This window comes from Neobacillus endophyticus, assembly GCF_013248975.1.
Taxonomy (GTDB): Bacteria; Bacillota; Bacilli; order Bacillales; family Cytobacillaceae; genus Neobacillus; species Neobacillus endophyticus.
The window spans coordinates 4,162,563-4,186,942 of the sequence record NZ_JABRWH010000001.1; the positions used below are offsets into that span (position 1 = coordinate 4,162,563).

Consider the following 24,380-nt stretch of genomic DNA (forward strand, 5'->3'; position numbering starts at 1 on the left):
CAACTTGATCCATATTTTCATCTAAGCCGAGACGGTCAAAAGGTATTTTTATAGTGATACATGGTTTATCCAGTGTGAGTTTATGTGTCCTTTCAATGTAATAGGCAACATCATTATTCCAATAGATTGGGTCTTCATAAATCATACTGTAAGATGACTGTCCAGATTGTAATGTGCGAAAATATTGAGCGAGTCTTTTAATAAAGCATCATCCTTTCATATTTGGAAAGTGATGAATAACGGAAAACAAAAAAATAACAGCCACTCCATAAGTAGCTGTTATATACCGGCAAGAAAGCTTAAACGTTCCTTCTGCCTAAATATAAAAGCCCTGAGATTGAATCCTACCCTCAGAGCCTAATGTTAATGTATTCGTAAAAAAATAACTAAAAAGCAATATGAGGATAAGACTTATTTTTTTTTGTTCTCATTATCCTCACCTCGTTACGATTTATTTTTACAACAACACAATCCTAACATTAATTTAACCATTTGACAAGAGGTGCATCGTGGCCTGTTTTTTGCTACGGCTCACCACTATTACTGCTGGACTATATCCTCTACAACCTGCCCTAAACATGAAACAGGCACGCGTGTTCATCTTTCGATAATCGCGCCCGATCGTAAAAATATAATTGCACTAGCCGCCTCCTATATTAGAAAAGATGGTTAATTTTTGTATATTAGTGTATCGGGCGACCAAATGAAGATGTAAATGCTGGACTGAGCTACAGAGATCCAACTTTTTGTTATCATCCGATAATAGTTCCAAACGCCATAATTATTTTATAAACCTATCATATTGAGGAACGTGGACAGAGTTGATGCCAATAATACATAATTAATTTCAAGATAGTTGATACTTTTTATATAAAATAACTGTAAAAAGGAATTGATTTTATGGATGTAAAAAATAATGCAAAATTAACTTCTGGAGAGTTAGCATACTGTTGGGAACAATTGATGGATAATAGTGCCTCTAATCTGGTTCTGGAGTATTTTAACCTAACTTCGGAATTACAAGAAGTTAAATCTTTATGTAGTGAGGCAGGATCCATTTCTAAATCTACAATCCAATTTTGTGAATCAGTGCTTAGTAATGAGAACTATCCAATGCCTAAAGGATTCAACATTAATTATGACTTGAACCCAAATGCCCCTAAAATGTATACCGATGTTTTTATACTTTTTTATTTGAACAACTTGTCTAAACTTGGCATTTCCCTATCAAGTATGGCTCTTACTGATTCAGTAAGGGAGGACATCCGAAACTTTTTCCACGAACAATTAAAAAAAATGTCTGATTTATTTCAAAGAACGACAACGACACTTTTAGAAAAAGGAGTTTTTGTAAGGCCTCCTTCCATCACTTCAACACACGAAACAAGTCCAATTGCTAATAAGGGATTTTTGGGAAACTTCTTTAACGAGAATAGAGAATTAACCGCTAGAGAGGCAAATGAATTACATAAAAATGTTTTTATGAACTATATTGGTAAAAACTTACTAATTGGATTTATGCAAACTACCTCTAATCCGCAATTAAAAGCTGTGATGCAACACGGGAAAGAATTAGCTCTAAATATTATAGACAAATTAGGTGATATTTTAATACAAAACGATTTGCCAATTTCAATGACATGGGATACATGTGTTTTAGATGGGGAAACAGCCCCCTTTTCAGATAAATTAATGACTTACTTATTAGACCAAATGAATCGTGATGGAATTGCCAATTATGGATATAGTGCAGCAGTAAGTGTTCGAAAAGATTTAAAAGTAACTTATGCAAAAATAATTACAGATGTTTATCAATATGAAGAAAATATAAAATCCTTTATGCTTAAAAATGAATGGATGGAAAAACCACCTGTTGCATTAAATAGGATCAAGCTTGCTGAAGATAAAGTATAAGGAAAAACAAAAGCTGCTTTGAGAAGTAGCTTTTGTTTTTCCACAATCTGGCCCGATTGCGGAATAATGTGATGGCATTTTTACCATAAAAAACTTTAAACAAAGCGTATCCAAAGGGGGATGCATCGCATCTTTTTTACAAACATCGTGACTTTATTTCAAAGCTACAATTTGTCCTGCTGAATAAGATTTTTAATCATCAAGCATCTCTTGGTCAAACCAAACATCTTCATAGTCATCAGCAATTAAAAATCTCCATCCTGGTGCTAAACCAAGATACTTTTTTATATTCGGATCCCACTCATCAATATGTGCTATATGAAGGGGAACGAAAAAATCAGGATCTTCGGAAAATTCTTCTCCTGCCCAGATAAACCAACCAGAAGTGCCCTCTTCTGAATATAAACGTAGACCATTAATCGGAACTTTACCTTCTTTAACGTTGGTAGCAACCCCTAATTTTAAGTTGTTTTCTGCTGGAAAATATTCAGCGCCGTATTTATTGCAAATTTTAATTTGTTCTCGTTCCACATTAATTGACATAGTTTTACTCCCATACCTATTTAATTCTTCTTCCTTAATATCAGATATTGCCTACTCCCTTTTTGCACTAAACTCCATTTAACGGATTAAAGACCAAGAAAAATGGACTGCTGAAAACAATCCATCTTTGTTCAATTCTAGCAACCGATTGTTGAAGGTTGTTATTGAAGTAAAGCTTCCCGTTAATATAAGAACATTATTCAATCTTTAAACCATCTGGAAGAATAATTTCACCATGAACGCTACTGACATTGAAAAAGCCAACGTCATGCTTAATTGCTAATTTGCGAACGTGTTCGTATGCCTCTTCAGCTACTGACCATGCAAAGGCCATATAAATGGCATTCGATGCAATACAATAATCTGTTAATCTCTCCTCTAACTCTAAATTGTCGTTTATTTCATCATCAGATGGTGCAAATGAACCGTTCATGGTCGGAAATGTTTTAATACTTTCTTTAAACCAATTTTGTAGTAATGTAGCTGCATGTGAAATCTCATTATAGTCTACATCTTCGCTCCAAGATGTTAGGTTTTCATACCAAGCCATAAACTCTTTCTTTGTTTTTGGAGCTTTCGTTTTTTCAAATACCATTAAATAGTAACTCATAATTCATATACCCCCAGTGGTAACATGGCAAGTCAGGTGTTGGCGTGCAATTGTTGCTTTTGAAGTTAACTGCCCAGTTAAATTAGAAAGTAGGATAGCCACTTCCGTCCCACCTTTAATATAAACACCCAATAGTTGAGTAACCTATATTTTTATTAATCCTCGTCATTTAAAAGCAACTCTTCTAAGTACCGTTCCTTTCTATTTAGAAATCCTTTTGTTAATAGATAATGTTCTGTGTCTTCATATTTCACGTTTTCAATTACATTGGAATCAAAGCTGAAGATCTTTGCGTTTGGATACCCTAGTAAAATAGGCGAATGTGTCGCAATGATAAATTGAGAATTTCCAGTGCTCACTAATTGATGAATAACCCTCATAAACGCTAGTTGGCGAGCTGGCGATAATGCTGCCTCTGGTTCATCTAATATATAAATACCCCTATCCGAAAAACGGTTCAAAAATAATGATAAAAAGGATTCCCCGTGAGACTGGTGATGTAAAGACCTGCCTCCATATCCTCGATACTTAAAAGAAGGATCTTCCTTGGCTAGTTGATCCAAATGAGAGGCAAAATGATAAAAACTTTCAGCCCTTAAAAAGAAGCCTTGGTTTATCTTTGGCAACCAAGACAAACGAATGTACTTCCCTAAAGCAGAGTGGGATGAATCTACGTCATACATATTGTTTCTTCCTCCACCTGCGATATTAAACCCACAATTGTAAGCAATACCCTCAAGCAAAGTAGATTTTCCTGAACCATTTTCTCCTACAAAAAATGTTACTTCACTATCTAAATCCAATGTATCCATGCCTCTTATAGCAGGAACAGTGAATGGGTACTTATTAAAATCGGTAACTTCTTCTCTCAAAAGAGTAATTTTACGTAAAAACAACATTTTTTTACTCCTGCTTTTTTCTGTGAAAATAATTATTATTAGCATCCCCTGTATACTATAGATCAGATAGGGGAATTCTTAAAAACAACCGAAAAAAACCAATAAGAAAGTAGAGGTACCTATGGGAGGGTAACTTTGTATATTTCTATTTGGTTTTGGTTATACTAACTAATTTGCATTTCTTTATAGGACTCCTTGTTTATAAGCATGGAGTAAATGATTCGAAGCATTCGGTGCGACAGGGCAACGAGTGCTTTTTTCTGTGCGCCCGGCATGGGTGCACAGAAAGGGCACAATTCTATTGAAGAATCCGCCCTTATATGAAATAACTAAGTTATGGTATCAGCCTTAAAATCGATCTTGTAGTTATATCAACGCCCACGTGAGTTTAAGTGTACCCTTCAAAAAGTTACACCGATTTTACCATATATTCATTGAAAATTTTCTTACTCGCATTTCATTTTATATCTTATAGAGCAGCTCCCAGAACAAAAGGTACTCTATAGACACGAATCATTGAACTCCTTGTTATTCTTTTCCGCTAAACTCTAAAATATTTAAACCCTCAGACGCCTCTGGTGCTTCAAAAAATTTAGTAACATGGATAAACACGGCTTCCGTGTCAAAAGCTGCTCTTTCGGGTTGTTCGTTAGACCTTTGTGCAATTTGACGTAAGCATTGCTCGTTATTTAGATTAAGGAAAATTAGTTGATGGCTTGCATTGACCTCTGACGCCATATCTAAAAACCACTTTCGCATTTTTTGAGTGTTAGCTGGAAAATCCATCACTACATCTGTACCGACACTTAATATGTTTTGGACATGATTTTTGACCAACGGCTTAAGCTGCGCTGAGAATTTTAGATAGTCCTCAAATGATGCAATCTGATTGGGATAAAGTGATGAAAGCCATTCATCCTCAGACAACAGTACCGCATGCTTATCTATCGCCAATTGTTTTGATTTAGTTGATTTTCCAGCTCCCATTTTTCCACAGAAAAAGTATAGAGTCCCCAATTGTTTCATATTTATTAACCCCCCTCGCTTATTTTAGTTTAACTTTTTACTGGTTAATTCCCATTCACATACTTCACTTATTAATATTTAGACGTTAAGATTTATATCCAATTTACTTATTCTACCAATTTCGTTTATATTCCTTCTTTAAAAAACCTGCCCTAAAATTCAAGTGAAAACCAACACAATTTCTGCACAAATAACATTTTTCTTAAAATATGCTTTGCAACAATCTGGCCCTTTAAATAAAGAGGAGCACAATTCTTCCTAAAGAATCGCGCCCAATTGTTGAAGATCACTTATTTTCTATTAGCTGGTTTATCACAACAACAAAATGCCACAGTGGTCATCGAACGGCAGTTATTTTAAATGTTAGTTTAGACTATTTGGGTCACCTAATCATAAGATGGTTCCAATCACCAGCAACTATTAATAATTCTGATTCGCCATCAGGAATCGATTCTGTAGTTTATATTTAAATATATTGCTCGACAAATTGAACCTTTACATAAAGAAAGAACCAATTCTTATATCAGAACAAATCGCCAGTATTAAAATGGGCATACAGCTACCATCATCCATATAGATGAATATTGATTTCACTGTGTTTGAAAAATAAACGGTAAAATTCGTTTAAATTGAGAAATACCCCTATTTCCTTAAAAATAACGGAAGTTTTTCCTTTTATATTATTCAAAACTGTGGATATTGTCTTATTCAGAGCAGTTAATAGGAATATCTCCGCTTATATCTGCTTCTTAAACTTCATTTATATACATTAGCCGGAAATTCTCCGCTTATGAATTCTCTTGCCTGCACGAAAATCAACAATGAAAAATAACAGAGCCTTTAGAAGAAGAATTTCACACATCTGAAACAACAAATGGTAGGAAATCAAATCGCTATAAGAAGAAAATGGTATTTGATATCCTGGGTGCGGCATATGACTTTACTCAGAAAACTAGTGCTGCATCGTAGATTCAATGAGGTTTAAAAAAAGCCTTCGAAGGCTTATTAAATATATCTAATAATCAGGTTGAATAGCTGAAATTTAGGCAAAAAAAACATTTTATTGGAATTTTTTCAGTTCTGTTAACTTGGTGGGAATGTGGATATACCCCAGATTCGTTTTAAAAACAATAGCGCAAGAAAAAGAACCACAAAGTTTACGAAATAGCCTTAAAAAATAGATGGTATGGAAACCTTGAATTATGCCTGGGTCTTTGTCAAATCCTTTTGGAATGCGCTCACTTCCTCCCAATCGCCGCTAAATATAGGAATGTGTTTGTACCCTACTCGTTCGTATAGGGCGATGGCTTCCGGTTGTCTAGGCCCGGTTTGCAGGACAATTTCCCGGTAGCCAAAATGGCCGGCCAATCGCTCTAATTCAGCCAAAATGGCCTGGGCTACACCTTTTCGGCGATATTTAGGTACGGTGTACATTCTTTTTACTTCTACCGTATGTTCATTTAGAGGGCGTATGGCACCGCACCCTGCTGGACAGCCAGCGATCCGGGCAACCACAAATGCTGCCCTTGGAACTTCCACATCTTCTGGTACGAATCCCGCGCTGCCATCAGTCACCTCATAAATATTGGCTAGTTCATCGCTCAGCTGTTTAATTAGTTGCTGGGAATCATTGCTGCGGACATTCTCAGCCACAGCCTTAATTTCTGTAAAAATAGTCATTAGATTCAGCTCCTATATGAATCAATTTTCAACAGTATTTTTTTTTGTTTTTTATCAGTAAATTCCATCCTATACATGTGGCCATTTAAACTCGTTAGTTTTTAAAAAGAGATGGTAACGAACTTTTAATTCTTTCAATCTGTTTAATATGATGTTGAACATGCTTGATAAAGAGATTCACAATTTCATATAGCTGGACAGTTTCTCCCTTACTATTAGTTCCCTTTTTATACCAATCATCATTTGTTAATCTGTGAAAGACTTGCAGGTTTAATGCCAACAGTGACTGGAAACTATCAAGAATTTGATATGATAAACCTTCATTTGCTCTTGTTCCTTTTACCCATCGATCCTGATTAAAAGCAGGAAGAGTGGCATTAGATTCTGCCAAACGAAAAGAGGTGATTAAATTATGATCAAGTAAATGGGACAATACCTCCTTCACACTCCATTTCTCAGCTGCTTCCTTCCAAGATAATTCGTTTTCATTCAAGCCTGAAATGGCTTTTTTAATAAGATCCGTCGTTTTTTCATATTCTTGAAGAAGCACGTCTACAAAACTCAATGATATTCCCTCCTATTGCAAATGAATGACAGGTTTGCCTTGCTTTTTGCACAAAGCGTTTTGCTGGTTGCTGCACCATATAATCATGAATTTGGTTTCTACCTTATACCTTGGTCATGTGCTTAAAGCGGCTTAAGAATTGTATTGTCCGTTCTTCCTTCGGATTTTCAAAGATCGTTCGAGAATCTCCTACCTCGATGATATTGCCATGTTCCATAAAGACTACATGGTTGGAAACCTCACGGGCAAAACCCATTTCGTGAGTGACAATGATCATCGTGACCCCTTCCTTTGCGATCGTTCGAATCACATCAAGTACTTCGCCAACAAGTTCAGGGTCAAGGGCAGAGGTCGGTTCGTCGAACAGAAGCACCTCGGGATTTAGTGCTAGTGCCCTTGCAATGCCCACCCTTTGCTGCTGCCCTCCGGATAATTGGCTCGGATAAAATGCCAATTTGTCGCCCAAGCCTACTTTTTCTAGTACTTCTACACTTCTTTGCCGCGCTTGTGCCTTGGGAATCTTATGGACAATGACTAGGCCTTCCATCACATTTTCCAGGACGGTCCTATGTTTAAATAAATGATACTGTTGAAAAACCATGGCTGTTTTTAATCGAAGCTGGCGGATATTACTTTTATACGGCCGGGAATAATCAAAACGAAAATCCCCAATTTGAATGCTGCCTTTCGACGGCTTCTCTAAATAATTTAAGCACCGGAGCAGCGTGGTTTTTCCGGAACCGCTTGGCCCTAAGATGGCAACTACTTCTCCCTTATTTACGGTAAGGCTGATATCCTTTAACACTTCATGGCTGCCAAAGGATTTGGTGACATTTTTTACTTGAATCATACGATCCCTCCTCTATTGAATCGATTCAATCGTCCTTCTACCCACCCCGTCAGTCTTTCAATTAAAATGGTTAACCCCCAATAAATAATCGCTGCAGCAATGTACGATTCAAAGAATTTCCAATTACTTGAGGCCTCAATTTGCGCTTTTGCGTTTATATCAACGATTGATATGGCGAAGACAAGTGTCGAGCCATGCAGCATCCCGATCAGTAAATTTGATATATTTGGCACTACAGCCGCCAATGCTTGCGGGAAAACAATTCGTCTTAATGTCTGAAAGGTGGTCATACCTATGGAATAGGCTGCTTCGATTTGCCCTTTCCTCACCGCCAGTAATCCGGATCGGATAATTTCTGAAAAATAAGCACCTGCTGTAACGGAAAAAGATAAAAAAGCAAAATCGATCAGTGGGATCACAGAAGAGCGAAATGTCCAGCCATTCTTTTCCGCTAATCCATCCACGAACGTTGAGATGCCAGAGTAGATTAATAGTAAATGGATAAGCATAGGTGTTCCTCGGATTACAACGACATAAATATGGGCCAATGTCCGTAAAACAGGAACCTCAAAATACCGCATCAAAGCAACGGTGGTCCCAATAATAAAACCAAAGAGAACCGAAATAACTGTGATTTCCAAGGTTACCGGCAAGGCAGAAAAAAGGCTGACCAAGGCAGTAAGGATAAATCCGGGATCCAGTTTCATAGTCTTGCCCCGCCTTTCTGAAGCCTAATTCCGGATGGTAACAGGTAGCCCCATCGTGGTTTTCTCCCAAGGAGCGTCTTTCCGGCTTCAAATTTACCTTCAAATCTTCGAAAATATCTTTCAGAAATAGCAAACAAATTCTCCAAGAGTAGACTTATAGCTAGATAGATCAAAGCGAGTGCGATGTAAGTTTCGATAAAATGCTGGGTGATTTGAGCTAGTGTTTGTGCTTTTCCTGTTAATTCCACTACCCCTAACGTAAAAGCCAAAGAGGTGTCTTTTAAGTTGGCAATGACCAGATTCGCAAATACTGGAATCGCAATCGACAATGCCTGGGGTATGATGATTCTTCTAAATACCTGCCAACCTGTCATGCCAATGGAGTACGCTGCCTCCAGTTGCCCCTTCTCTACCGATAGAATGGCTGTGCGAATTGCTTCTGAGAAAAATGCACCGCTGTTCAACGCATATGTCAGCACGACGAACACCAAAACTGGAGCCTTCGAGATCGATATATGAATCAATAAAAATAGTTCAGGCAATCCGTAATAAATTAAAAATAGCTGTATGAGTATAGGAGTTCCTCGGAAAAAGGATATATATACTTGCGATAACCGTTTCAACACGGAAATGTTATAAATTCTGGGAAGTGCTGAAACGATGCCAAAAATAAATCCAAGCAGGATCGACAGTACGACGATAACCAAAGTAATGTTTAAGCTGCTGATTAATTTCGGCAATTGTAAGAAAACATACGTAATATCAAATGGTTTTCCCATTATCAGGATCCCGCCTTTCGTATTTCAAGAAATATTATTGTGCTTTCAAGTTAGTGGTGTAATCCTGACCTAACCATTTCACGCTTAGTTTTGATAGCGTTCCGTCTTTTTTAATTTGACTCAACGCTTGATCGATTTGATCTGCCAGCTGCTGTTCCTTTGGATCATTTTTACGAAAGACAAAATAGACACCATTACTTGCAAGCGAATCCCCAACAATTTTCAATTTTCCTTGAGGATCAATTAACGAAAGTGAAAAATCGGCGCCAAGGGTGGCGTCTACACGGCCTGAAGTAATTTGACTTACCGTATCATTAGAGGCCCCGTTTGTGTAAACAATCTGAATCGCATTATGATGTTCTTTGTTATAGGTTTCCAGTAAATTTGCTTCAGCAGATGTGGCTGATGTAAGGACTTTTTTGCCTTTCAAATCATCTAGCGATCGGATGGGCTGTTGATTGGTTTTAGCAACGATGATATAAGTTTTCCAAAAGGCATACGGTTCCTTATTAAACAAATATTTTTGTGAACGTTCCTTGTTTTTTTCCATTTCATTCGTTACAAAATCAATTTTATTCGTGCTTAAGCTAAGAAGCAGATTGGAAAAATCCATTGTTTGAAAGGTAAATTGATAGTTTGGTAACCGTTTGTCAATCTCTTTCACTAATTCGATATCATAGCCAGTCAGTTTTTGATTTTCGTTGAAATAGGTAACCTTTGGAAAAGTGCCGCTTGTTCCCACGATGATCTGCTGAATGTTTTTTGCTTGAATCGACTTGATTGGCTCGGATGTGGCTGTATCTTCCGAACTGTTGGAAGAATGGCTGCAACCGTTAATTAAAAACAATGTAAATAGTAAAAGAAGACTCCATCCATACGTTTTTTTCATTTTAAACATCCTCCTTGTATTCTCTAAAATGATTCATTTGATAGTGACATTTCCGCCATGGCTTCACTTAATAGCACAAACGACTTAAGACGGTCTTGGAATTTTGGGATCGGTGATAGAATGATCATTTCATCCAAATCATAGATGGTTTGAATTTGGATCAATTGTTCTCTAACTGTTTTTTTTGAGCCAGCGATGATATTGGCCTCCTGTATTTCAATCCGAACGTTTTCCTTGGCTTGTTTGGCAAACAATTCCGCTTGTTCTGCGCTCGCAACGGTAAAACTCCTGCCGCTGTCTAAATGCACCTTGTAAATTTTGAAATTTTCTATGAGTTGTCTCGCCTCTTCATCTGAATCGGCGACAATAACAGATAGGGCAAGAATAAATGAGAGATTTTCTGACTTTTTGCGTTTTTGCACCTGACTGAATACTTCAAATGCCTCCTCTAAAATAACATGTTGGTTATTGATGAATTGAGCAAAAACAAAGGAGTATCCTAAATCACCAGCCAGTTTGGCGCTTGAGGCACTTGCCCCAAGTAAGAATAGTTCAGCCGGTTCTCTCGGGACTGGTTCAGCCTTCAGTCCGAAAAAAGGCTCATGAGGCTCCAGTGTGTTCCTTATAAACTTTTTAAGATCAATTAATTTCTCCCATAATTCTTTGGGCGCTCCCCCTCCTTCTTGTAGTGCCTTTGTTGATAACGGGAGGCCGCCCGGAGCTTTACCTACTCCAAGATCCACTCTTCCTGGAGCTAAAGAAGCAAGCAAATTAAAGGTTTCCGCCACCTTATATGGGCTGTAATGCTGAAGCATCACTCCACCTGAACCTAATCTAATGGAAGATGTTTTTGCCAGCAGATGGGAGATTAAAATTTCCGGAGCAGAACCAGCAAGATTCTCAGCATTATGGTGCTCGGAAACCCAAAAGCGATGATAGCCAAGTTCTTCAGCTTTTTGAGCCAATGTCACCGTATTGTTCAAAGCATCAGTTGCTGTTTCTTGCTCTCCCATCACACTTTGATCCAAGATGCTTAACCGCATTCTCACGTGACCTCCTCCTTTTTCATGAAACGATTTTAAATTTGCATGTTGTTTTTCGCTAACGACTGACTAGCAGCATCATCACTAAAGTGCTTTAAAATACTAATGTTTTAAACAGTTGTGGTGATTACGTTTGTAAGAGATTGGAGCGATTGTTCCAAGCGCTGCTTTGCTTCATGAACCAGTTCGTATTTGTTGTTTTCCAGTTTTTTGATTTGGCTGTCTACGATATAAGCTCCCTTTAAAATATGGGTGGCGCCAAGAGCTGCAAGCACTGGTTTTAGGGCATAATCAATCATTAATAAATGACCAAAGCTGCCACCGACTGCAATGGGAAGAATCCGTTTGTGTTCGAGGCTATTTTGCGGAAGTAGGTCCAAATAGGTTTTTAAAACCCCAGTATAAGATGCTTTATAAACCGGTGTTAAAATGACAAGTACCTCGGAATCCTCAACCTTTTGATTGGCAGCTAAAATTGAAGGACTAGCGAAATTCGCATGAATCAAATCCTCTGCCGGCAGCGAGCGGACTTGTATCACCTCAGCAGTGTTACCGGGCTGTTGAACGTATTGGAACACATAGTCTAGCACCCCATTTAATCTTGTTTGCTCAGAAGGACTTCCAGAAACAATTGTTATTTTACTCATTTTTATACCCCTTTCTTTTTCTAGGTTAGTCGGATAAGCGAGGGTTACTCTCGGATAAAAAATCCCGATTCCAATAGATAAATGGCAACTTTTTTGGACATATCCAGTTCCTTTTTATTCTGTTTGAAAATAAATAGGCTCCTGTTTGTAATAAACAGGAGCCTTTGGTCGTCCAATCGGCGCATTTAAAATTGGAATTGTATGATTATTATGTAATTGATTATATACACACTAATCCTATCTGTCAACTTGGTTTTTAAAAAATAAAAAGCTTTCTACAGGATTTATTCCTGAATAGAAAGCTTGATTGTTATATGAATTTATTCAAACAATGGGCTGACGGCTTTTTCTGTATGAATTCGGTTGATCGCCTCTGCAAGCAATGGGGCTACAGATAATGTCGTAATTTTTTCCAACATCTTTTCTTCTGGCATTTCGATCGTATTGGTGATCACCAATTCTTTAATCGCAGATGATTGAATTCTTTCAATGGCTGGACCGGATAAAACTGGATGTGTGCAGCATGCATACACCGCTTTTGCTCCTTCTTTAGCCAGTGCATTTGCACCTGAAGTAATGGTTCCAGCTGTATCAATTAAATCGTCAATGATAATGGCGTTTTTCCCTTGAATATTCCCAACGATATTCATGATTTCAGATTCATCATGCTCTGGACGGCGTCTATCAATTAATGCAATCGGTGCATTTAAAAGGCCGGCCATTTTTCTAGCTCTTGCAACACCACCATTATGAGGGGCTACAATAACAACATCCTCCAGCGCTTTTTTCTCATAATATTCAGAGAGAATCGGAATCCCTGATAAATGATCTACTGGGATATCAAAGAATCCTTGCGCCTGTGGTGCATGTAAGTCCATTGTCACCACTCTGGTTGCTCCAGCCTTTTCCAAAAGGTTAGCAATCAGTTTCGCCGTAATCGGCTCACGTGATCTTGCTTTCCGGTCTTGGCGTGCATAGCTGTAGTAAGGCATCACCACATTAATTTGCTTGGCCGAAGCCCGTTTCATGGCATCAATCATGATCAACAGCTCCATGATATGCTCATTAGTCGGCACAGATGTGGATTGTATTAAAAATACCTCACTGCCACGTACACTTTCCTCTATAGAAATTTGAATTTCTCCATCACTAAATCTTTTGATCGAGCTCTTCCCAAGCTCACAGCCCAAAAGCCTGGCCATTTCGGTAGCCAGCCCGACACTGGCATCTAATGCAAACATTTTAAAACACTTATTTAATTGATATGACACCGGTCTTTCCCCCATGCTTAATTGGTTTATATTGATTATACTTGTCCAATATCTTATTTTACCTGAATTGAGGTCATTGTAACAGTACTCATTCAGACCTTTTTACCATATCATTCTACCATTCAACATTGCTATAGTAAAATCACAAATAGCTGGCTGTCCCCTTCTCATTTCTGTAAGCCATTTTTTCTATATGTTTATTTTTAACCCCTAGATCCCAGACGATTTTCACCATAAAAATAAATAACATCACGTTTAACAATGAAGTAAGAAAAAGTGTAAACGTATAAGACTCGCTTTGCATACCATTGAAAGATCCATAAAAAATCGCATAGGTATTCATAAATATGGTCACGCTGAATCCCGCAGATAACCAGAGCAATCTTTTGTCTTTAAGGTATATATAGGCAATCAATGAAAGAGCTGCCGCAGGAAACAAATATCTTTCATGCATACCTGATGAGAAGGTAAATACCCCGGCAATTTGAATTAACGCGGCAACGAACGTTAATTTCGAATTATCACCTTTTAAATAAATGAACCATGAAAAAGCGGTCACCAGCACGATAAAAATCATGCCCCATCTGTGGTAGCTAAACAAAATCCATGTTGCTGAATCTTGCTTATAATTGGCTCCAATTAAGCTGAAAAAATTGAAAGCATTTACGGAAGCAAATGGGTACTCCCCAAGTGTCTTCGAATACAGACTAAATATCCATAAAGGGTCTTGATTCAATGAAAATGGTAATATAATGATGATCGCTGTCACCAATGCCGCTGCAGCTGCCATCAAGATTTTTTTTATGCTTTTTAGCTTTAATAACTCAAAGAATAAAACGGGCAGAAAAATAATGCCTTGAGGCTTCATTAGAACGGCCACGGTAAACATGACGACCGAACCCATCCATTTTTTTTCTTGAAGCAAATATATGGCCAATACAATCAACAATGTGAAAAATGAGTCTACCTGGCCCCAAAAAGTGGAATTGATAATAATGGCTGGATTAAACAAATAAAAGATCGCTAACATAAGACTAATTTCTGTTGAAAGTTGCCTGGTACCGATTTTGTAAATGAGGTAAGCTGTCACAGTATCTGCTAAAATGGCAGGTAATTTAATGAGCAGATTAAAATAATTGTTCATGCCTGTAATAGAGGCAATTTTTCCAACCAAATACAGCACATAGATATAAAGCGGTGGATAATCACTGTTCCCGTTGGTATAAAATCCGCTTAGACCTTTAGCAGCTGTGGATGCCCAGTTTTCAAAAAGGCTAAGATCCATATGCCCGCCTGCATAAGGTGCAACAGCCAATCTGAGGAAAAATCCTGTTCCCAACAAGCTCCAAAATATGATCCTCTTATTTGTTTGCGCTATTCTTATTTTATTTCGTCCAATCAAGAAATACAGGAAAGTTGCTAAAGCAAAAAAGCCGACGCTGTAAATGGCAAAATCTGTGCCGTATTTTCCGCTGGAATTGACCATACCGCCACCCATCGGTCTGTTTGCCGATGAAAATGGCATATTTCCTTTTCCAGATGCATTAGCACCATGTTGATTGGGGACAGCTGATTGATTATTTACAGTTGGTTGATGGGATTGATTTTGCTGAGGAAAATGATTTCCCCCTTGGAAGGCTTGCTGTGAAAAATGATTTGTCAACGTACTGGTATTTCTATGTACATTCCAAATACAATAAAAAGATATCGAAATGGAAAGTAATAAAATCAGTGTAAAACCTATTTTCAGCTTGTTATTTTTTAAAAAAGACATATGTATAACCCCTCAGTCCCACAAAGTGATTTTGATCTCATTTTGCAACATCAAACTGAGTTAGACTTGAATGAAAGCTGAATGTTTGCTGAAAATGGACAACAGGAACTTTCGTTCTCTCTGTAAGAGCGATGCTAAATGATATTTCCCCCCTAAAAAATAAGGCACTCCCTGTTTTAACAGAAAGCGCCAAAAACGTTTGTCTTACGTTCCGCAATACGTCCGAAATGGAGCATTGGAAGGTTCAGGCAAAGTGCAGTATGCATCCTGTTCTGGTGAATACACAAAAGGCTGTGAAAGAACAACTAAAAGCCGCTCCATTACACTGTAATCCCCCTGTTCCACTGCTGCAGCCAATGCTTCCTCCACACGATGATTTCGAGGAATGACTCCCGGGTTATTTTTCTGCATCAATTGTTGGACTGAATCTTTCGGTTCAGCTTGGCGCCCAAGCCGGTCTTGCCACTGTTGATACCACTTTGCAAATACCGGTGTTTCAAAAAACACAAGATCCTCCAACTTGTCCAACGCTAATGAGCGGAAAGTATTGGTAAAATCTGCACGATGCTTTTGCATGATTTCGAGAAGCTCATCAATAAGTGCCTCATCCTGCGGTTCTTCATTAAAGATTCCCAGTTTACTTCTCATTCCCGTCAACCAATTTTGACGAAACAAGACAGAGTATTCTGCTATCGCATCTTGCGCCAATTGGAGAGCCTGCTCTTCATCCACATGAAGCAGTGGCAATAATGTTTCCGCAAATCGCGCAAGGTTCCAACCGCCAATATACGGCTGATTGCCATAGGCATAACGGCCTTGCATGTCAATCGAACTAAAAACGGTTGCAGGGTCATACGTATCCATAAAAGCACATGGGCCATAATCAATCGTTTCCCCACTGATGGTCATGTTGTCCGTATTCATTACACCATGGATAAAACCAACCAACTGCCACTTGGCAATCAAAGCCGCTTGCCGTTTTATTACTTCCTTTAATAAGGAAAGGTAGCGATTCTCATTCGCATCAATATCTGGAAAATGCCTGCTAATCGTATAGTCAGCGAAACTCCGGAGTTCCTCCATATTCCCCCATTTAGCTGCATATTGAAACGAACCTACCCGTATATGACTAGCAGCCACACGAGTCAAAATTGCTCCAGGTAAAACGGTTTCACGGTATACAGGATCACCTGTTGTCACCACTGCCAAACTGCGGGTAGTGGGAATACCGAGTGCATGCATGGCTTCGCTGATGATAAATTCCCTAAGCATTGGCCCAAGAGCTGCGCGGCCGTCACCACCGCGGGAAAACGGTGTCCTGCCTGCTCCCTTTAATTGAATATCCAATCTTTCACCAGCTTGAGTCATTTGCTCTCCCAGTAAAATCGCACGGCCATCACCCAGTTTAGTAAAATGCCCAAATTGGTGTCCGGCATATGCTTGAGCCAGCGGCGCGGAACCTTCAGGAAGCTGGTTTCCTGCAAACACTGCTGCAGTCTCTTTTCTTTCCTTTTCGCTTGCCAACACCTTTAATCCTAATGAATCAGCCAGAGATTCATTTAGAACGACCAATTTTGGTGAACTCACAGGTGATGGATCTACGCTTGAAAAAAATATTTCCGGCAGACGAGCATAACTATTGTCAAAATTCCATCCAAATTCTTTTGTCATTGTATCTCCTTTTTCAAATGCGTCTTCCTATTCCTATTTTTTATTAAAACATAAATCCTAATCATTCTATAATATTTTTAATCGACTAAGAATTGTGATGTACTTGTCCATAAAAAAAAATACCGGCTATATGCCGGCTCATAAAACTATATTAAAAGGGGGTTTTTCATGAAAAAGCTGTAACAATTTCATGTATTTATCTTACCGCGATGAAATGAACAAAGTATGAACAAATCATTAAGTCTTCTTTAAAAAGTAAGGCTATTTCATGAAATCATTTGCTTTTCAAAGATATATTTTTCCTATATGCTAAGGGAAAAGATTTTAAAATGACAAAAGGAGTTACAGCAATGATTCGTGTTTTATTTATCTGTCTTGGAAACATTTGCCGTTCACCAATGGCTGAAGCCGTTTTCCGTGATTTAGTTGAAAAAGAAAAACGGAATGACGCGATTAGCGTTGATTCAGCGGCCACAAGCTCATGGCATATCGGCTCACCGCCTCATAAAGGAACACTGCACATCCTAAAACAATACAATATTTCTGCTAAGGGGCTTGTTGGGCGGCAATTGACTAAAAATGACTTCGAACAGTTTGACTATTTGATTGGAATGGATGCAAGCAACATTGAGAACATATACGAAATAACCGGTAAACCAGACCATCCAAAGATCATTCGCCTCCTCGACTTAACAGCTCATAAAAAAGATGTTCCGGATCCTTATTACACTGGTAATTTTCAAGAAACCTATGATTTGGTCCTTGAAGGCTGCAGCGCACTATTAAATAAAATAAAGTCCGAACACCATTTAATGGATTAAGAAAAATAGAGAGGAGTTTAAAATCTTGGACCGAAAACAAATAGCAGTCGTCATTGGCGGCGGTATTTCTGGAAAGCTGGCTGCTCGTGTGCTATCCGACTTCTTTCGTGAAGTTGTTATATTAGAACGGGATGCAGAACCGAAAGGGCCGTTTCCAAGAAAAGGTGTGCCCCAAGGCGAGCATTTACATGCACTTTTAATGGCTGGGGAACGCGGCCTTGAGTCACTATTTCCGGGAATTACGGATCAATATCAATTAAACGGAGCAGTAAAAATAAATTCCACACATGATCTGGCTTGGTATCACCATGGGGTTTGGAAGCTTCGTTATAAGGGGAGATATACATCCATCCTTCAATCCCGGCCTCAATTGGAATGGCAAATCGAGCAAAATATAAAAAAGATACCAAACGTTACCATTCATTACAATCAAGTGGTCAAAAGCTTCATTTTAAATGAAACTCAAAATCGGATTGACGGGGTCGAATCATTAGATGGAAATGCCGTAAAAAAAACTTGGAACGCCGATCTAATTGTTGATGCAAGTGGAGTTAGTAATCTATCTATCAGTTGGTTAAACAAACACTCTCTCCAAATTCCGGAGCAAAAAGTACAAATTGGGTTGACCTACATAACTAAAAAGTACAACTTCCTGAAAACAAAAACAGGGATTGGACCATTAAGCTGATTTATCCTAATCCTCCACATGAAAAAATAGGCGCAACCATTTCAAAGATAGAAGGAAATCGATTTATCGTTACATTTATTGGATATCATAATGAACTTTATGAAAAAGAAATCATAAAAAATAGTGATCAAGCCTTTGTTGATTTAGCTAAGAAACTCCCCAAACCAGACATCTATGAAGAGTTAATAAAAGCCACTGCATATAGTAAGACTTCCATATATCATGTTCCGCAAATTTCTTGGAGACGAGTGGACAAGGTAAAAAAACTGCCAGATGGCCTTTTGATAATGGGTGATTCCATTTGCAGACTCGATCCTGTATTTGGCCAAGGCATGAGCAAAGCTATTTTAGAAGCTCTTGCACTGAAAGAACTGCTCCATGGCCCTAACCAGTCATTTCGAAAAATCATTACACAATTTTATAAGCAGTCTGCCAAAATTATATCTCCAATTTGGAATATGGTCATAACAGAAGATTTTCGATATCGTGAAACAATGGGAAAAAAACCAATAGGACTTTCGTTTCAGCAATGGTATGCGAAAAACATTTTCATTTTATCGTCAAAAAATCAAGAAATCTATGATTCTTTTATTAGAGTAATGAACCTAATTAGTCCAGCTTCTATCCTGATGAAGCCTAAAATTTTGAGAAGTGTCTTTCTTCGATCTATTTATAAATCAAAGAATCAATAAAAAAGGAAGATGACATGGGGATTCCATTGTCACCTTCCTTTTTCGTTTCAAAAATTATTCATTAGTTGAATCGATGATTTCATTTGCTGAGGCAGCTTGTTCCATTGATACAAAATGATCTTGTGTCAGTGTAGCCTGCAGCACTTCAGGGCGAGTTTTGCCATAAAGTTCGATATAGATCTGCTCAATTTCCTCACCAGTAAGGTCGCCTCGTTTAAGCAGCTCTGTGGCAATTGCATGAACAAATAAATTGTGGTCCGTTACCAGTTTCTTTACTTTTTTCATTTCTTCATTTAATAACTTATTTATTTTTGGTCGTAATGCTTTTAAACCCTCAGCAGGAGAACCGATTGAAAGCCAGCTGAATAGTTCTTCCCCCATTCCGACTGCTCCAAGATAGGCACCAGCAAGATCTGTAGCCTGCTGTAAATCTGATGTAACTCCATTTAATTTTTTTCCAAGGAATTCTTCCTCTACCGCCCGTGCGGCGAGACAAACTTGAATCTCCGCCAAGATTTCATTATCGCTGCGGTTATATCTTTCATGGGTTGGCTTGGTAGCAGCAAGCCCTAAAGCATCGCCACGGCGAATAATGGTTACCTTCCAAACTCTTTCATGAGGTTTTAAAAGGAACTGCGCCACCGCGTGTCCTGCTTCATGGTAAGCTACATTCCGTTTTTCGTCATCACTCATGGAACGCAGAGGCTGTTTTAGTCCCCATTCATATGTTTCCATTGCCGAACGGAAATCCTCATAATTTGAAACAGCTGCTCCCCGTTGATGGGCAATGACAACCGATTCATTCACAATATGTTTAATTTGCGCTGGACTATAGCCAATTGTATCGAGCGCTGCACGTTCCGGCGTTAAGTTTGGATCATGCTTTACTTTTTCAAGATAGTAATTGAACACATCGATGCGGCCATCATAATCTGGAGCGTCGACCCATAACTTGCGGTCAAATCGTCCAGGACGAAGTAAGGCAGAGTCTAATACATCTGGCAAGTTAGTAGCTCCAATCGTCAATACCGCAGGACGCTCGGCTTTCTTTTTTCGAAGCCCAAGAGATCTTAAAAATTTGGCCATCCAGCCGTTATCGATATTTGGCGGATCCATCTGTAATAGCAGCTCATTCAGCAACCCAGAGCCACCCATTCCCATTAATCCTCCAAGCATGCCGCCGCCGGCATTTCCACCTTGACGGCTCATGCCAATGGCGTCAATTTCATCGATAAAAATGATACATGCTCCATAAACTTTTGCCAGTTTTCGGGCTTTTTTATAAAGACCCATTACCTTAAGATTTCCGACACCAAAAAACATATTTTGAAAACTCGGAGCCGAGGCATAGGCAAATGGAACTTGAGCCTCGTTGGCAATGACTTGTGCAAGATAAGACTTACCTGTTCCAGGAGGTCCACAAAGCAATAATCCCCTTATCGCTTCGCCCCCCATTTCCTTAAATTCTTTTACACCTTTTAAAAGTGTTACAATGCGTTTTGCATTCTCGACAATCTCAGGATTCCCCCGATAATCATCCCAAGTCGAACCTGTTTCACCTGGTAAAATCCAATATGTTCTTCCCCTCGCAAGGAACCAGAAAAGGGCAACAAATTGAATAATCATGGACAACATGACCAAGATCAGTTGAAAAACAATACTAAAAACATTTGATGCCAAATCCCGAGCTGTCTGGCCTCCTGTCAGCAATATAATCCCAATAATGACAAGAGCTGCGACCCAGAGGATTACTTTACGCCATTTGATCCATCGATATCTCCTCACGGTCTCACATCCTTTATGTTATTCTCTATGAAAAATAAGTCTAATTGAGCCTTCTATATTTTAGACTACCAGAAAATAAAACTATTTTTCATGTTTATTACTATTTTCTACATATTAATATAAAAGCCTTCTAAAAATAAAGCAAAAAACAAAATTTTTTGTTGGAAATTGTCCACTAATATCTAATCTTTTGGAATTAATAAGTTTCATAAAAAAGTCCACTTACACAATATCACCCTTATTTCCAAATTGAAAATAAAAAAACTTGGATCATTTCAATCCAAGTGTAAATAGGCATTTTTTATGTATGGCGGAGAAGGAGGGATTTGAACCCTCGCGCCGGTTACCCGACCTACACCCTTAGCAGGGGCGCCTCTTCAGCCTCTTGAGTACTTCCCCGAAATGGCTCCGCAGGTAGGACTCGAACCTACGACCGATCGGTTAACAGCCGATAGCTCTACCACTGAGCTACTGCGGAATAATAAAATGGTGGGCCTAAATGGACTTGAACCATCGACCTCACGCTTATCAGGCGTGCGCTCTAACCAGCTGAGCTATAGGCCCAATTTGGAGCGGGTGATGGGAATCGAACCCACAACAACAGCTTGGAAGGCTGTGGTTTTACCACTAAACTACACCCGCACGAGATAAATGCTATGGGGCGATTGAAGGGAATCGAACCCTCGAGTGCCAGAGCCACAATCTGGTGCGTTAACCACTTCGCCACAACCGCCATATTATGAAATTATTATCGGTTTGTGACTAATCATTTAGTAAGATGGCGGTCTGGACGGGACTCGAACCCGCGACCTCCTGCGTGACAGGCAGGCATTCTAACCAACTGAACTACCAGACCATTATGTTTAATAACTTATATGGCGGAGGAAGAGGGATTCGAACCCCCGCGCGGTTTAACCCGCCTGTCGGTTTTCAAGACCGATCCCTTCAGCCAGACTTGGGTATTCCTCCGAGTAACATGATATTGTTCTACTTTTTGTAATGAAAATTCATTTTATCCTAGTAGATTTTATCTAAAGTAGCGGCGGAGGGGATCGAACCCCCGACCTTACGGGTATGAACCGTACGCTCTAGCCAGCTGAGCTACACCGCCAAATATTTAAATGTTTTATGGTGGAGCCTAGCGGGATCGAACCGCTGACCTCCTGCGTGCAAAGCAGGCGCTCTCCCAGCTGAGCTAAGGCCCCGTTTAGTAAAATACATGGTCGGGAAAAAGGATTCGAACCTGCGACCACTTGGTCCCAAACCAAGTGCTCTACCAAGCTGAGCTATTTCCCGTAATGGGACTTTAATGGCGCGCCCGAAAGGAGTCGAACCCATAACCTTCTGATCCGTAGTCAGACGCTCTATCCAATTGAGCTACGGGCGCTTCATTCAGTTTGTGGTGCCGAGGACCGGAATCGAACCGGTACGGTAGTCACCTACCGCAGGATTTTAAGTCCTGTGCGTCTGCCAGTTCCGCCACCCCGGCAATTTGGAGCGGAAGACGGGATTCGAACCCGCGACCCCCACCTTGGCAAGGTGGTGTTCTACCACTGAACTACTTCCGCAAATTTATTTGATGCGGGTGAAGGGAGTCGAACCCCCACGCCTTGCGGCGCCAGATCCTAAGTCTGGTGCGTCTGCCAATTCCGCCACACCCGCATTAATGGTGCCGGCTAGAGGACTTGAACCCCCAACCTACTGATTACAAGTCAGTTGCTCTACCAATTGAGCTAAACCGGCATAATTTAATTAATATAAAAATTTTGACACGCTTGCCTTTTACCGTCATCCCGACCTCAGTATGAACAAGCAAGAAGCTGCTTGGTCGGTATGCTGTAGCGTATTCTGGAGGCGTATTCGATCGTGCTCTACCAATTGAGCTAAACCGGCAAATAATTTTTTAAAATAATTAAGCGACTCGTTTATTTTATCATTTTAAAGATTATCCTGCAATAGGATTTTTCAAAAATTCGAGGCTGTATTTCTTCGAATTTTGAATATTTCGTCACCATTTCTTAGCGACATGTTATATTTTATCGCATTTCTGTATTAATATCAAGGTTTAATTTCTTCCATTTCATCTATTGAAAGCTACAAAACCTTTATTAACTTTATTTTCTTGAAGGAACTCTAATATAATAGCAAGGTGAGAAAGTATCTTCAATAAGCAACTTTTTTCCATATAAATGATAATTTAAATGATGAACGTTTTCCATTTGTGTTCCTATATTTACTGTTTATTAGTTCAAATTAAGTTATAATTTAACTTAAGAAAGCGGCTATTTAAAGCAAAAAAGTCTATTGGAGGGAAAATTATGTACCCAAATATCCTCAGACATCCTGGACCAACTCCTATCCCTAAAAGAGTACAGCTTGCTATGGCACAGGATATGATTAGTCATCGTACGGAAGAATTTGTTCGGTTATTTCAAGATACAACACAACGAGTGAAGCCAATATTCGGAACTAAGCAAGATATTTTACTTTTACCATCTGGTGGGACGGCTGCATTAGAAGCAGCGGCCATCAATACTGTTTCTCCCGGAGAAGAAATTGTAGTCATTACGGTTGGCGCTTTTGGTGATTATTTCGTCTCAATTTGCGAGAAAAACGGTTTTATCGTACATAAGCTTGAAAAGAACTGGGGCGAGGCTTGCACGGAAGAGGATCTTATGGAATTCCTGAAGCCTTTATCAAATATTAAAGCTGTTTTCGCTACTTATAATGAAACATCTACAGGTATTTTAAACCCAGTGGATAAATTGGCGGATATCGTACGAACTTATACGGATGCCCTCTTTATTGTGGATGGTGTAAGCTGCATTGGCGGTGCGGTTGCTGAAATGGATCAATGGGGAATTGACATTTTAGTTACCGGTTCGCAAAAAGCGATGATGCTTCCTCCGGGGCTTGCATTTTTAGCAATTAGCGAAAGAGCATGGACGGTAATAGAAGCCAATCATACACCTGCCTTTTATTTAAATTTACTAAGCTATCGTGACTGGGCCGCCAAAGGAATGACACCGAACACCCCTTCTATATCACTTATAATGGGCCTTTCGGCTGTTTGTGATTTAATTGACGAAGAAGGCGGTTTTTCGAAAACCGCTCAAAGACATGAATTAATGAAAAATATGGTGCGTGAAGCGATGAAGGCTCTTTCGATCGATTTATTGACGAATGATGAGCATGCTTCCCCAACGATTACCGCGATTCGAACACCAGATGGTTTAGACCTTTCTTCTTTTCTCAGCCATTTGAAACAGAAATATCATCTTGATTTTGCTGGCGGACTCGGTCATTTGCAAGGCAAAATTTTTAGATTTGGTCATATGGGCTTCTGCTTCCCAAGTGATATCCTTCAGGCAGTCTCCTTAATCGAAGCGGGATTACAGGACTTTTCTTATTTATTCGAACCTGGGTCAGCAGTAAAATCTGCACAAAATGTATTCTTAAATTCGTTAAGAAAAAGGTAACAGTAATCACTTGAAGACGTAGAAATAAAATAAAGCCAGTTGCCTAT

At 39.2% G+C, this 24,380-nt stretch carries 21 protein-coding genes and 15 tRNA genes; 5 read left to right on the top strand and 31 right to left on the bottom strand.

Annotation, left to right across the window (positions count from 1 at the left end; all coding sequences use genetic code 11):
- Positions 1-900 precede the first annotated feature (900 nt).
- Positions 901-1,914 (top strand): DUF3231 family protein, encoded by a 1,014-nt coding sequence (locus tag HPT25_RS20420; RefSeq protein WP_173068470.1) that lies wholly within the window; start codon positions 901-903, stop codon positions 1,912-1,914.
- A gap of 192 nt (positions 1,915-2,106) precedes the next feature.
- On the opposite strand, the gene HPT25_RS20425 is transcribed toward HPT25_RS20420, so the two are convergent.
- The 15 genes from HPT25_RS20425 to HPT25_RS20495 all read right to left on the bottom strand — a co-directional run bounded on the left by HPT25_RS20425 (position 2,107) and on the right by HPT25_RS20495 (position 16,868).
- Positions 2,107-2,457, bottom strand: a complete 351-nt coding sequence (locus tag HPT25_RS20425; RefSeq protein WP_173068473.1) for an immunity protein Imm33 domain-containing protein — start codon at positions 2,455-2,457, stop codon at positions 2,107-2,109.
- A gap of 196 nt (positions 2,458-2,653) precedes the next feature.
- Positions 2,654-3,067, bottom strand: a complete 414-nt coding sequence (locus HPT25_RS20430) for a hypothetical protein (RefSeq protein WP_173068475.1) — start codon at positions 3,065-3,067, stop codon at positions 2,654-2,656.
- Between the two features lie 155 nt (positions 3,068-3,222).
- Positions 3,223-3,963, bottom strand: coding sequence for an AAA family ATPase (locus tag HPT25_RS20435; protein WP_173071329.1), 741 nt, complete (start codon positions 3,961-3,963; stop codon positions 3,223-3,225).
- A gap of 531 nt (positions 3,964-4,494) precedes the next feature.
- Complete coding sequence (locus HPT25_RS20440) at positions 4,495-4,992, bottom strand: P-loop nucleotide/nucleoside kinase family protein (RefSeq protein WP_173068478.1); 498 nt, start codon at positions 4,990-4,992, stop codon at positions 4,495-4,497.
- Positions 4,993-6,192: 1,200 nt separating this feature from the next.
- The gene (locus HPT25_RS20445; protein ID WP_173068481.1) at positions 6,193-6,672 is read right to left on the bottom strand and encodes a GNAT family N-acetyltransferase; all 480 of its coding nucleotides are present in this window, start codon (positions 6,670-6,672) and stop codon (positions 6,193-6,195) included.
- A gap of 94 nt (positions 6,673-6,766) precedes the next feature.
- Positions 6,767-7,237: a DinB family protein gene (locus HPT25_RS20450; protein WP_217269779.1), complete on the bottom strand. Its 471-nt coding sequence runs from the start codon at positions 7,235-7,237 to the stop codon at positions 6,767-6,769.
- Between the two features lie 103 nt (positions 7,238-7,340).
- Positions 7,341-8,087, bottom strand: a complete 747-nt coding sequence (locus tag HPT25_RS20455; RefSeq protein WP_173068484.1) for an amino acid ABC transporter ATP-binding protein — start codon at positions 8,085-8,087, stop codon at positions 7,341-7,343.
- A complete protein-coding gene (locus HPT25_RS20460; RefSeq protein ID WP_173068519.1) occupies positions 8,084-8,794 on the bottom strand; it encodes an amino acid ABC transporter permease in 711 nt (236 codons plus the stop codon). Before HPT25_RS20460 ends, HPT25_RS20455 begins: the two co-directional genes overlap by 4 nt.
- Complete coding sequence (locus HPT25_RS20465) at positions 8,791-9,573, bottom strand: amino acid ABC transporter permease (protein ID WP_173068522.1); 783 nt, start codon at positions 9,571-9,573, stop codon at positions 8,791-8,793. The genes HPT25_RS20460 and HPT25_RS20465 overlap by 4 nt, the downstream gene beginning before the upstream one ends.
- A gap of 34 nt (positions 9,574-9,607) precedes the next feature.
- Complete coding sequence (locus tag HPT25_RS20470; RefSeq protein WP_173068526.1) at positions 9,608-10,462, bottom strand: transporter substrate-binding domain-containing protein; 855 nt, start codon at positions 10,460-10,462, stop codon at positions 9,608-9,610.
- 23 nt (positions 10,463-10,485) lie between these two features.
- A complete protein-coding gene (locus HPT25_RS20475; protein WP_173071333.1) occupies positions 10,486-11,505 on the bottom strand; it encodes an LLM class flavin-dependent oxidoreductase in 1,020 nt (339 codons plus the stop codon).
- Positions 11,506-11,615: 110 nt separating this feature from the next.
- Positions 11,616-12,152: an NADPH-dependent FMN reductase gene (gene ssuE / locus HPT25_RS20480; RefSeq protein ID WP_173068529.1), complete on the bottom strand. Its 537-nt coding sequence runs from the start codon at positions 12,150-12,152 to the stop codon at positions 11,616-11,618.
- Between the two features lie 320 nt (positions 12,153-12,472).
- Complete coding sequence (locus HPT25_RS20485) at positions 12,473-13,423, bottom strand: ribose-phosphate diphosphokinase (protein WP_312857312.1); 951 nt, start codon at positions 13,421-13,423, stop codon at positions 12,473-12,475.
- Positions 13,424-13,565: 142 nt separating this feature from the next.
- A complete protein-coding gene (locus HPT25_RS20490; RefSeq protein WP_173068532.1) occupies positions 13,566-15,197 on the bottom strand; it encodes a glycosyltransferase family 39 protein in 1,632 nt (543 codons plus the stop codon).
- 204 nt (positions 15,198-15,401) lie between these two features.
- A complete protein-coding gene (locus tag HPT25_RS20495; RefSeq protein ID WP_173068535.1) occupies positions 15,402-16,868 on the bottom strand; it encodes a protein adenylyltransferase SelO in 1,467 nt (488 codons plus the stop codon).
- Between the two features lie 350 nt (positions 16,869-17,218).
- Here HPT25_RS20495 and HPT25_RS20500 point away from each other — a divergent pair, with 350 nt between their 5' ends.
- The 3 genes from HPT25_RS20500 (at position 17,219) to HPT25_RS28795 (ending at position 19,069) form a co-directional block, all read left to right on the top strand.
- Complete coding sequence (locus HPT25_RS20500; RefSeq protein ID WP_173068538.1) at positions 17,219-17,689, top strand: low molecular weight protein-tyrosine-phosphatase; 471 nt, start codon at positions 17,219-17,221, stop codon at positions 17,687-17,689.
- 25 nt (positions 17,690-17,714) lie between these two features.
- Positions 17,715-18,377 carry an FAD-dependent oxidoreductase gene (locus HPT25_RS28790; RefSeq protein WP_246277246.1) on the top strand — a complete coding sequence of 221 codons (663 nt, stop codon included), beginning with the start codon at positions 17,715-17,717 and terminating at the stop codon, positions 18,375-18,377.
- Between the two features lie 248 nt (positions 18,378-18,625).
- Entirely contained in the window at positions 18,626-19,069 is a 444-nt protein-coding gene (locus HPT25_RS28795) for a hypothetical protein (protein ID WP_246277247.1), read from the top strand.
- A gap of 54 nt (positions 19,070-19,123) precedes the next feature.
- Here HPT25_RS28795 and HPT25_RS20510 read toward each other — a convergent pair whose 3' ends face one another.
- The 16 genes from HPT25_RS20510 to HPT25_RS20585 all read right to left on the bottom strand — a co-directional run bounded on the left by HPT25_RS20510 (position 19,124) and on the right by HPT25_RS20585 (position 22,597).
- Entirely contained in the window at positions 19,124-20,854 is a 1,731-nt protein-coding gene (locus tag HPT25_RS20510; RefSeq protein WP_173068542.1) for an AAA family ATPase, read from the bottom strand.
- A 308-nt stretch (positions 20,855-21,162) separates the two neighbouring features.
- Positions 21,163-21,253: transfer RNA gene (locus HPT25_RS20515), tRNA-Ser, on the bottom strand.
- Between the two features lie 4 nt (positions 21,254-21,257).
- Positions 21,258-21,332 (bottom strand) — tRNA-Asn (locus HPT25_RS20520).
- 9 nt (positions 21,333-21,341) lie between these two features.
- A tRNA-Ile gene (locus tag HPT25_RS20525) sits at positions 21,342-21,418 on the bottom strand.
- Positions 21,419-21,422: 4 nt separating this feature from the next.
- Positions 21,423-21,496, bottom strand: a tRNA-Gly gene (locus tag HPT25_RS20530).
- Between the two features lie 15 nt (positions 21,497-21,511).
- Positions 21,512-21,587: transfer RNA gene (locus HPT25_RS20535), tRNA-His, on the bottom strand.
- Positions 21,588-21,633: 46 nt separating this feature from the next.
- Positions 21,634-21,710, bottom strand: a tRNA-Asp gene (locus HPT25_RS20540).
- Positions 21,711-21,730: 20 nt separating this feature from the next.
- Positions 21,731-21,823, bottom strand: a tRNA-Ser gene (locus tag HPT25_RS20545).
- Positions 21,824-21,891: 68 nt separating this feature from the next.
- A tRNA-Met gene (locus HPT25_RS20550) sits at positions 21,892-21,965 on the bottom strand.
- 18 nt (positions 21,966-21,983) lie between these two features.
- Positions 21,984-22,059, bottom strand: a tRNA-Ala gene (locus tag HPT25_RS20555).
- Positions 22,060-22,074: 15 nt separating this feature from the next.
- Positions 22,075-22,150, bottom strand: a tRNA-Pro gene (locus HPT25_RS20560).
- Between the two features lie 14 nt (positions 22,151-22,164).
- Positions 22,165-22,241, bottom strand: a tRNA-Arg gene (locus tag HPT25_RS20565).
- Between the two features lie 13 nt (positions 22,242-22,254).
- Positions 22,255-22,343: transfer RNA gene (locus tag HPT25_RS20570), tRNA-Leu, on the bottom strand.
- 4 nt (positions 22,344-22,347) lie between these two features.
- A tRNA-Gly gene (locus HPT25_RS20575) sits at positions 22,348-22,422 on the bottom strand.
- A gap of 12 nt (positions 22,423-22,434) precedes the next feature.
- A tRNA-Leu gene (locus HPT25_RS20580) sits at positions 22,435-22,516 on the bottom strand.
- A 5-nt stretch (positions 22,517-22,521) separates the two neighbouring features.
- Positions 22,522-22,597 (bottom strand) — tRNA-Thr (locus tag HPT25_RS20585).
- 575 nt (positions 22,598-23,172) lie between these two features.
- Between HPT25_RS20585 and HPT25_RS20590 the strand changes: the two genes are divergently transcribed.
- Positions 23,173-24,333 (top strand): pyridoxal-phosphate-dependent aminotransferase family protein, encoded by a 1,161-nt coding sequence (locus HPT25_RS20590; protein ID WP_173068545.1) that lies wholly within the window; start codon positions 23,173-23,175, stop codon positions 24,331-24,333.
- Positions 24,334-24,380: the final 47 nt, after the last annotated feature.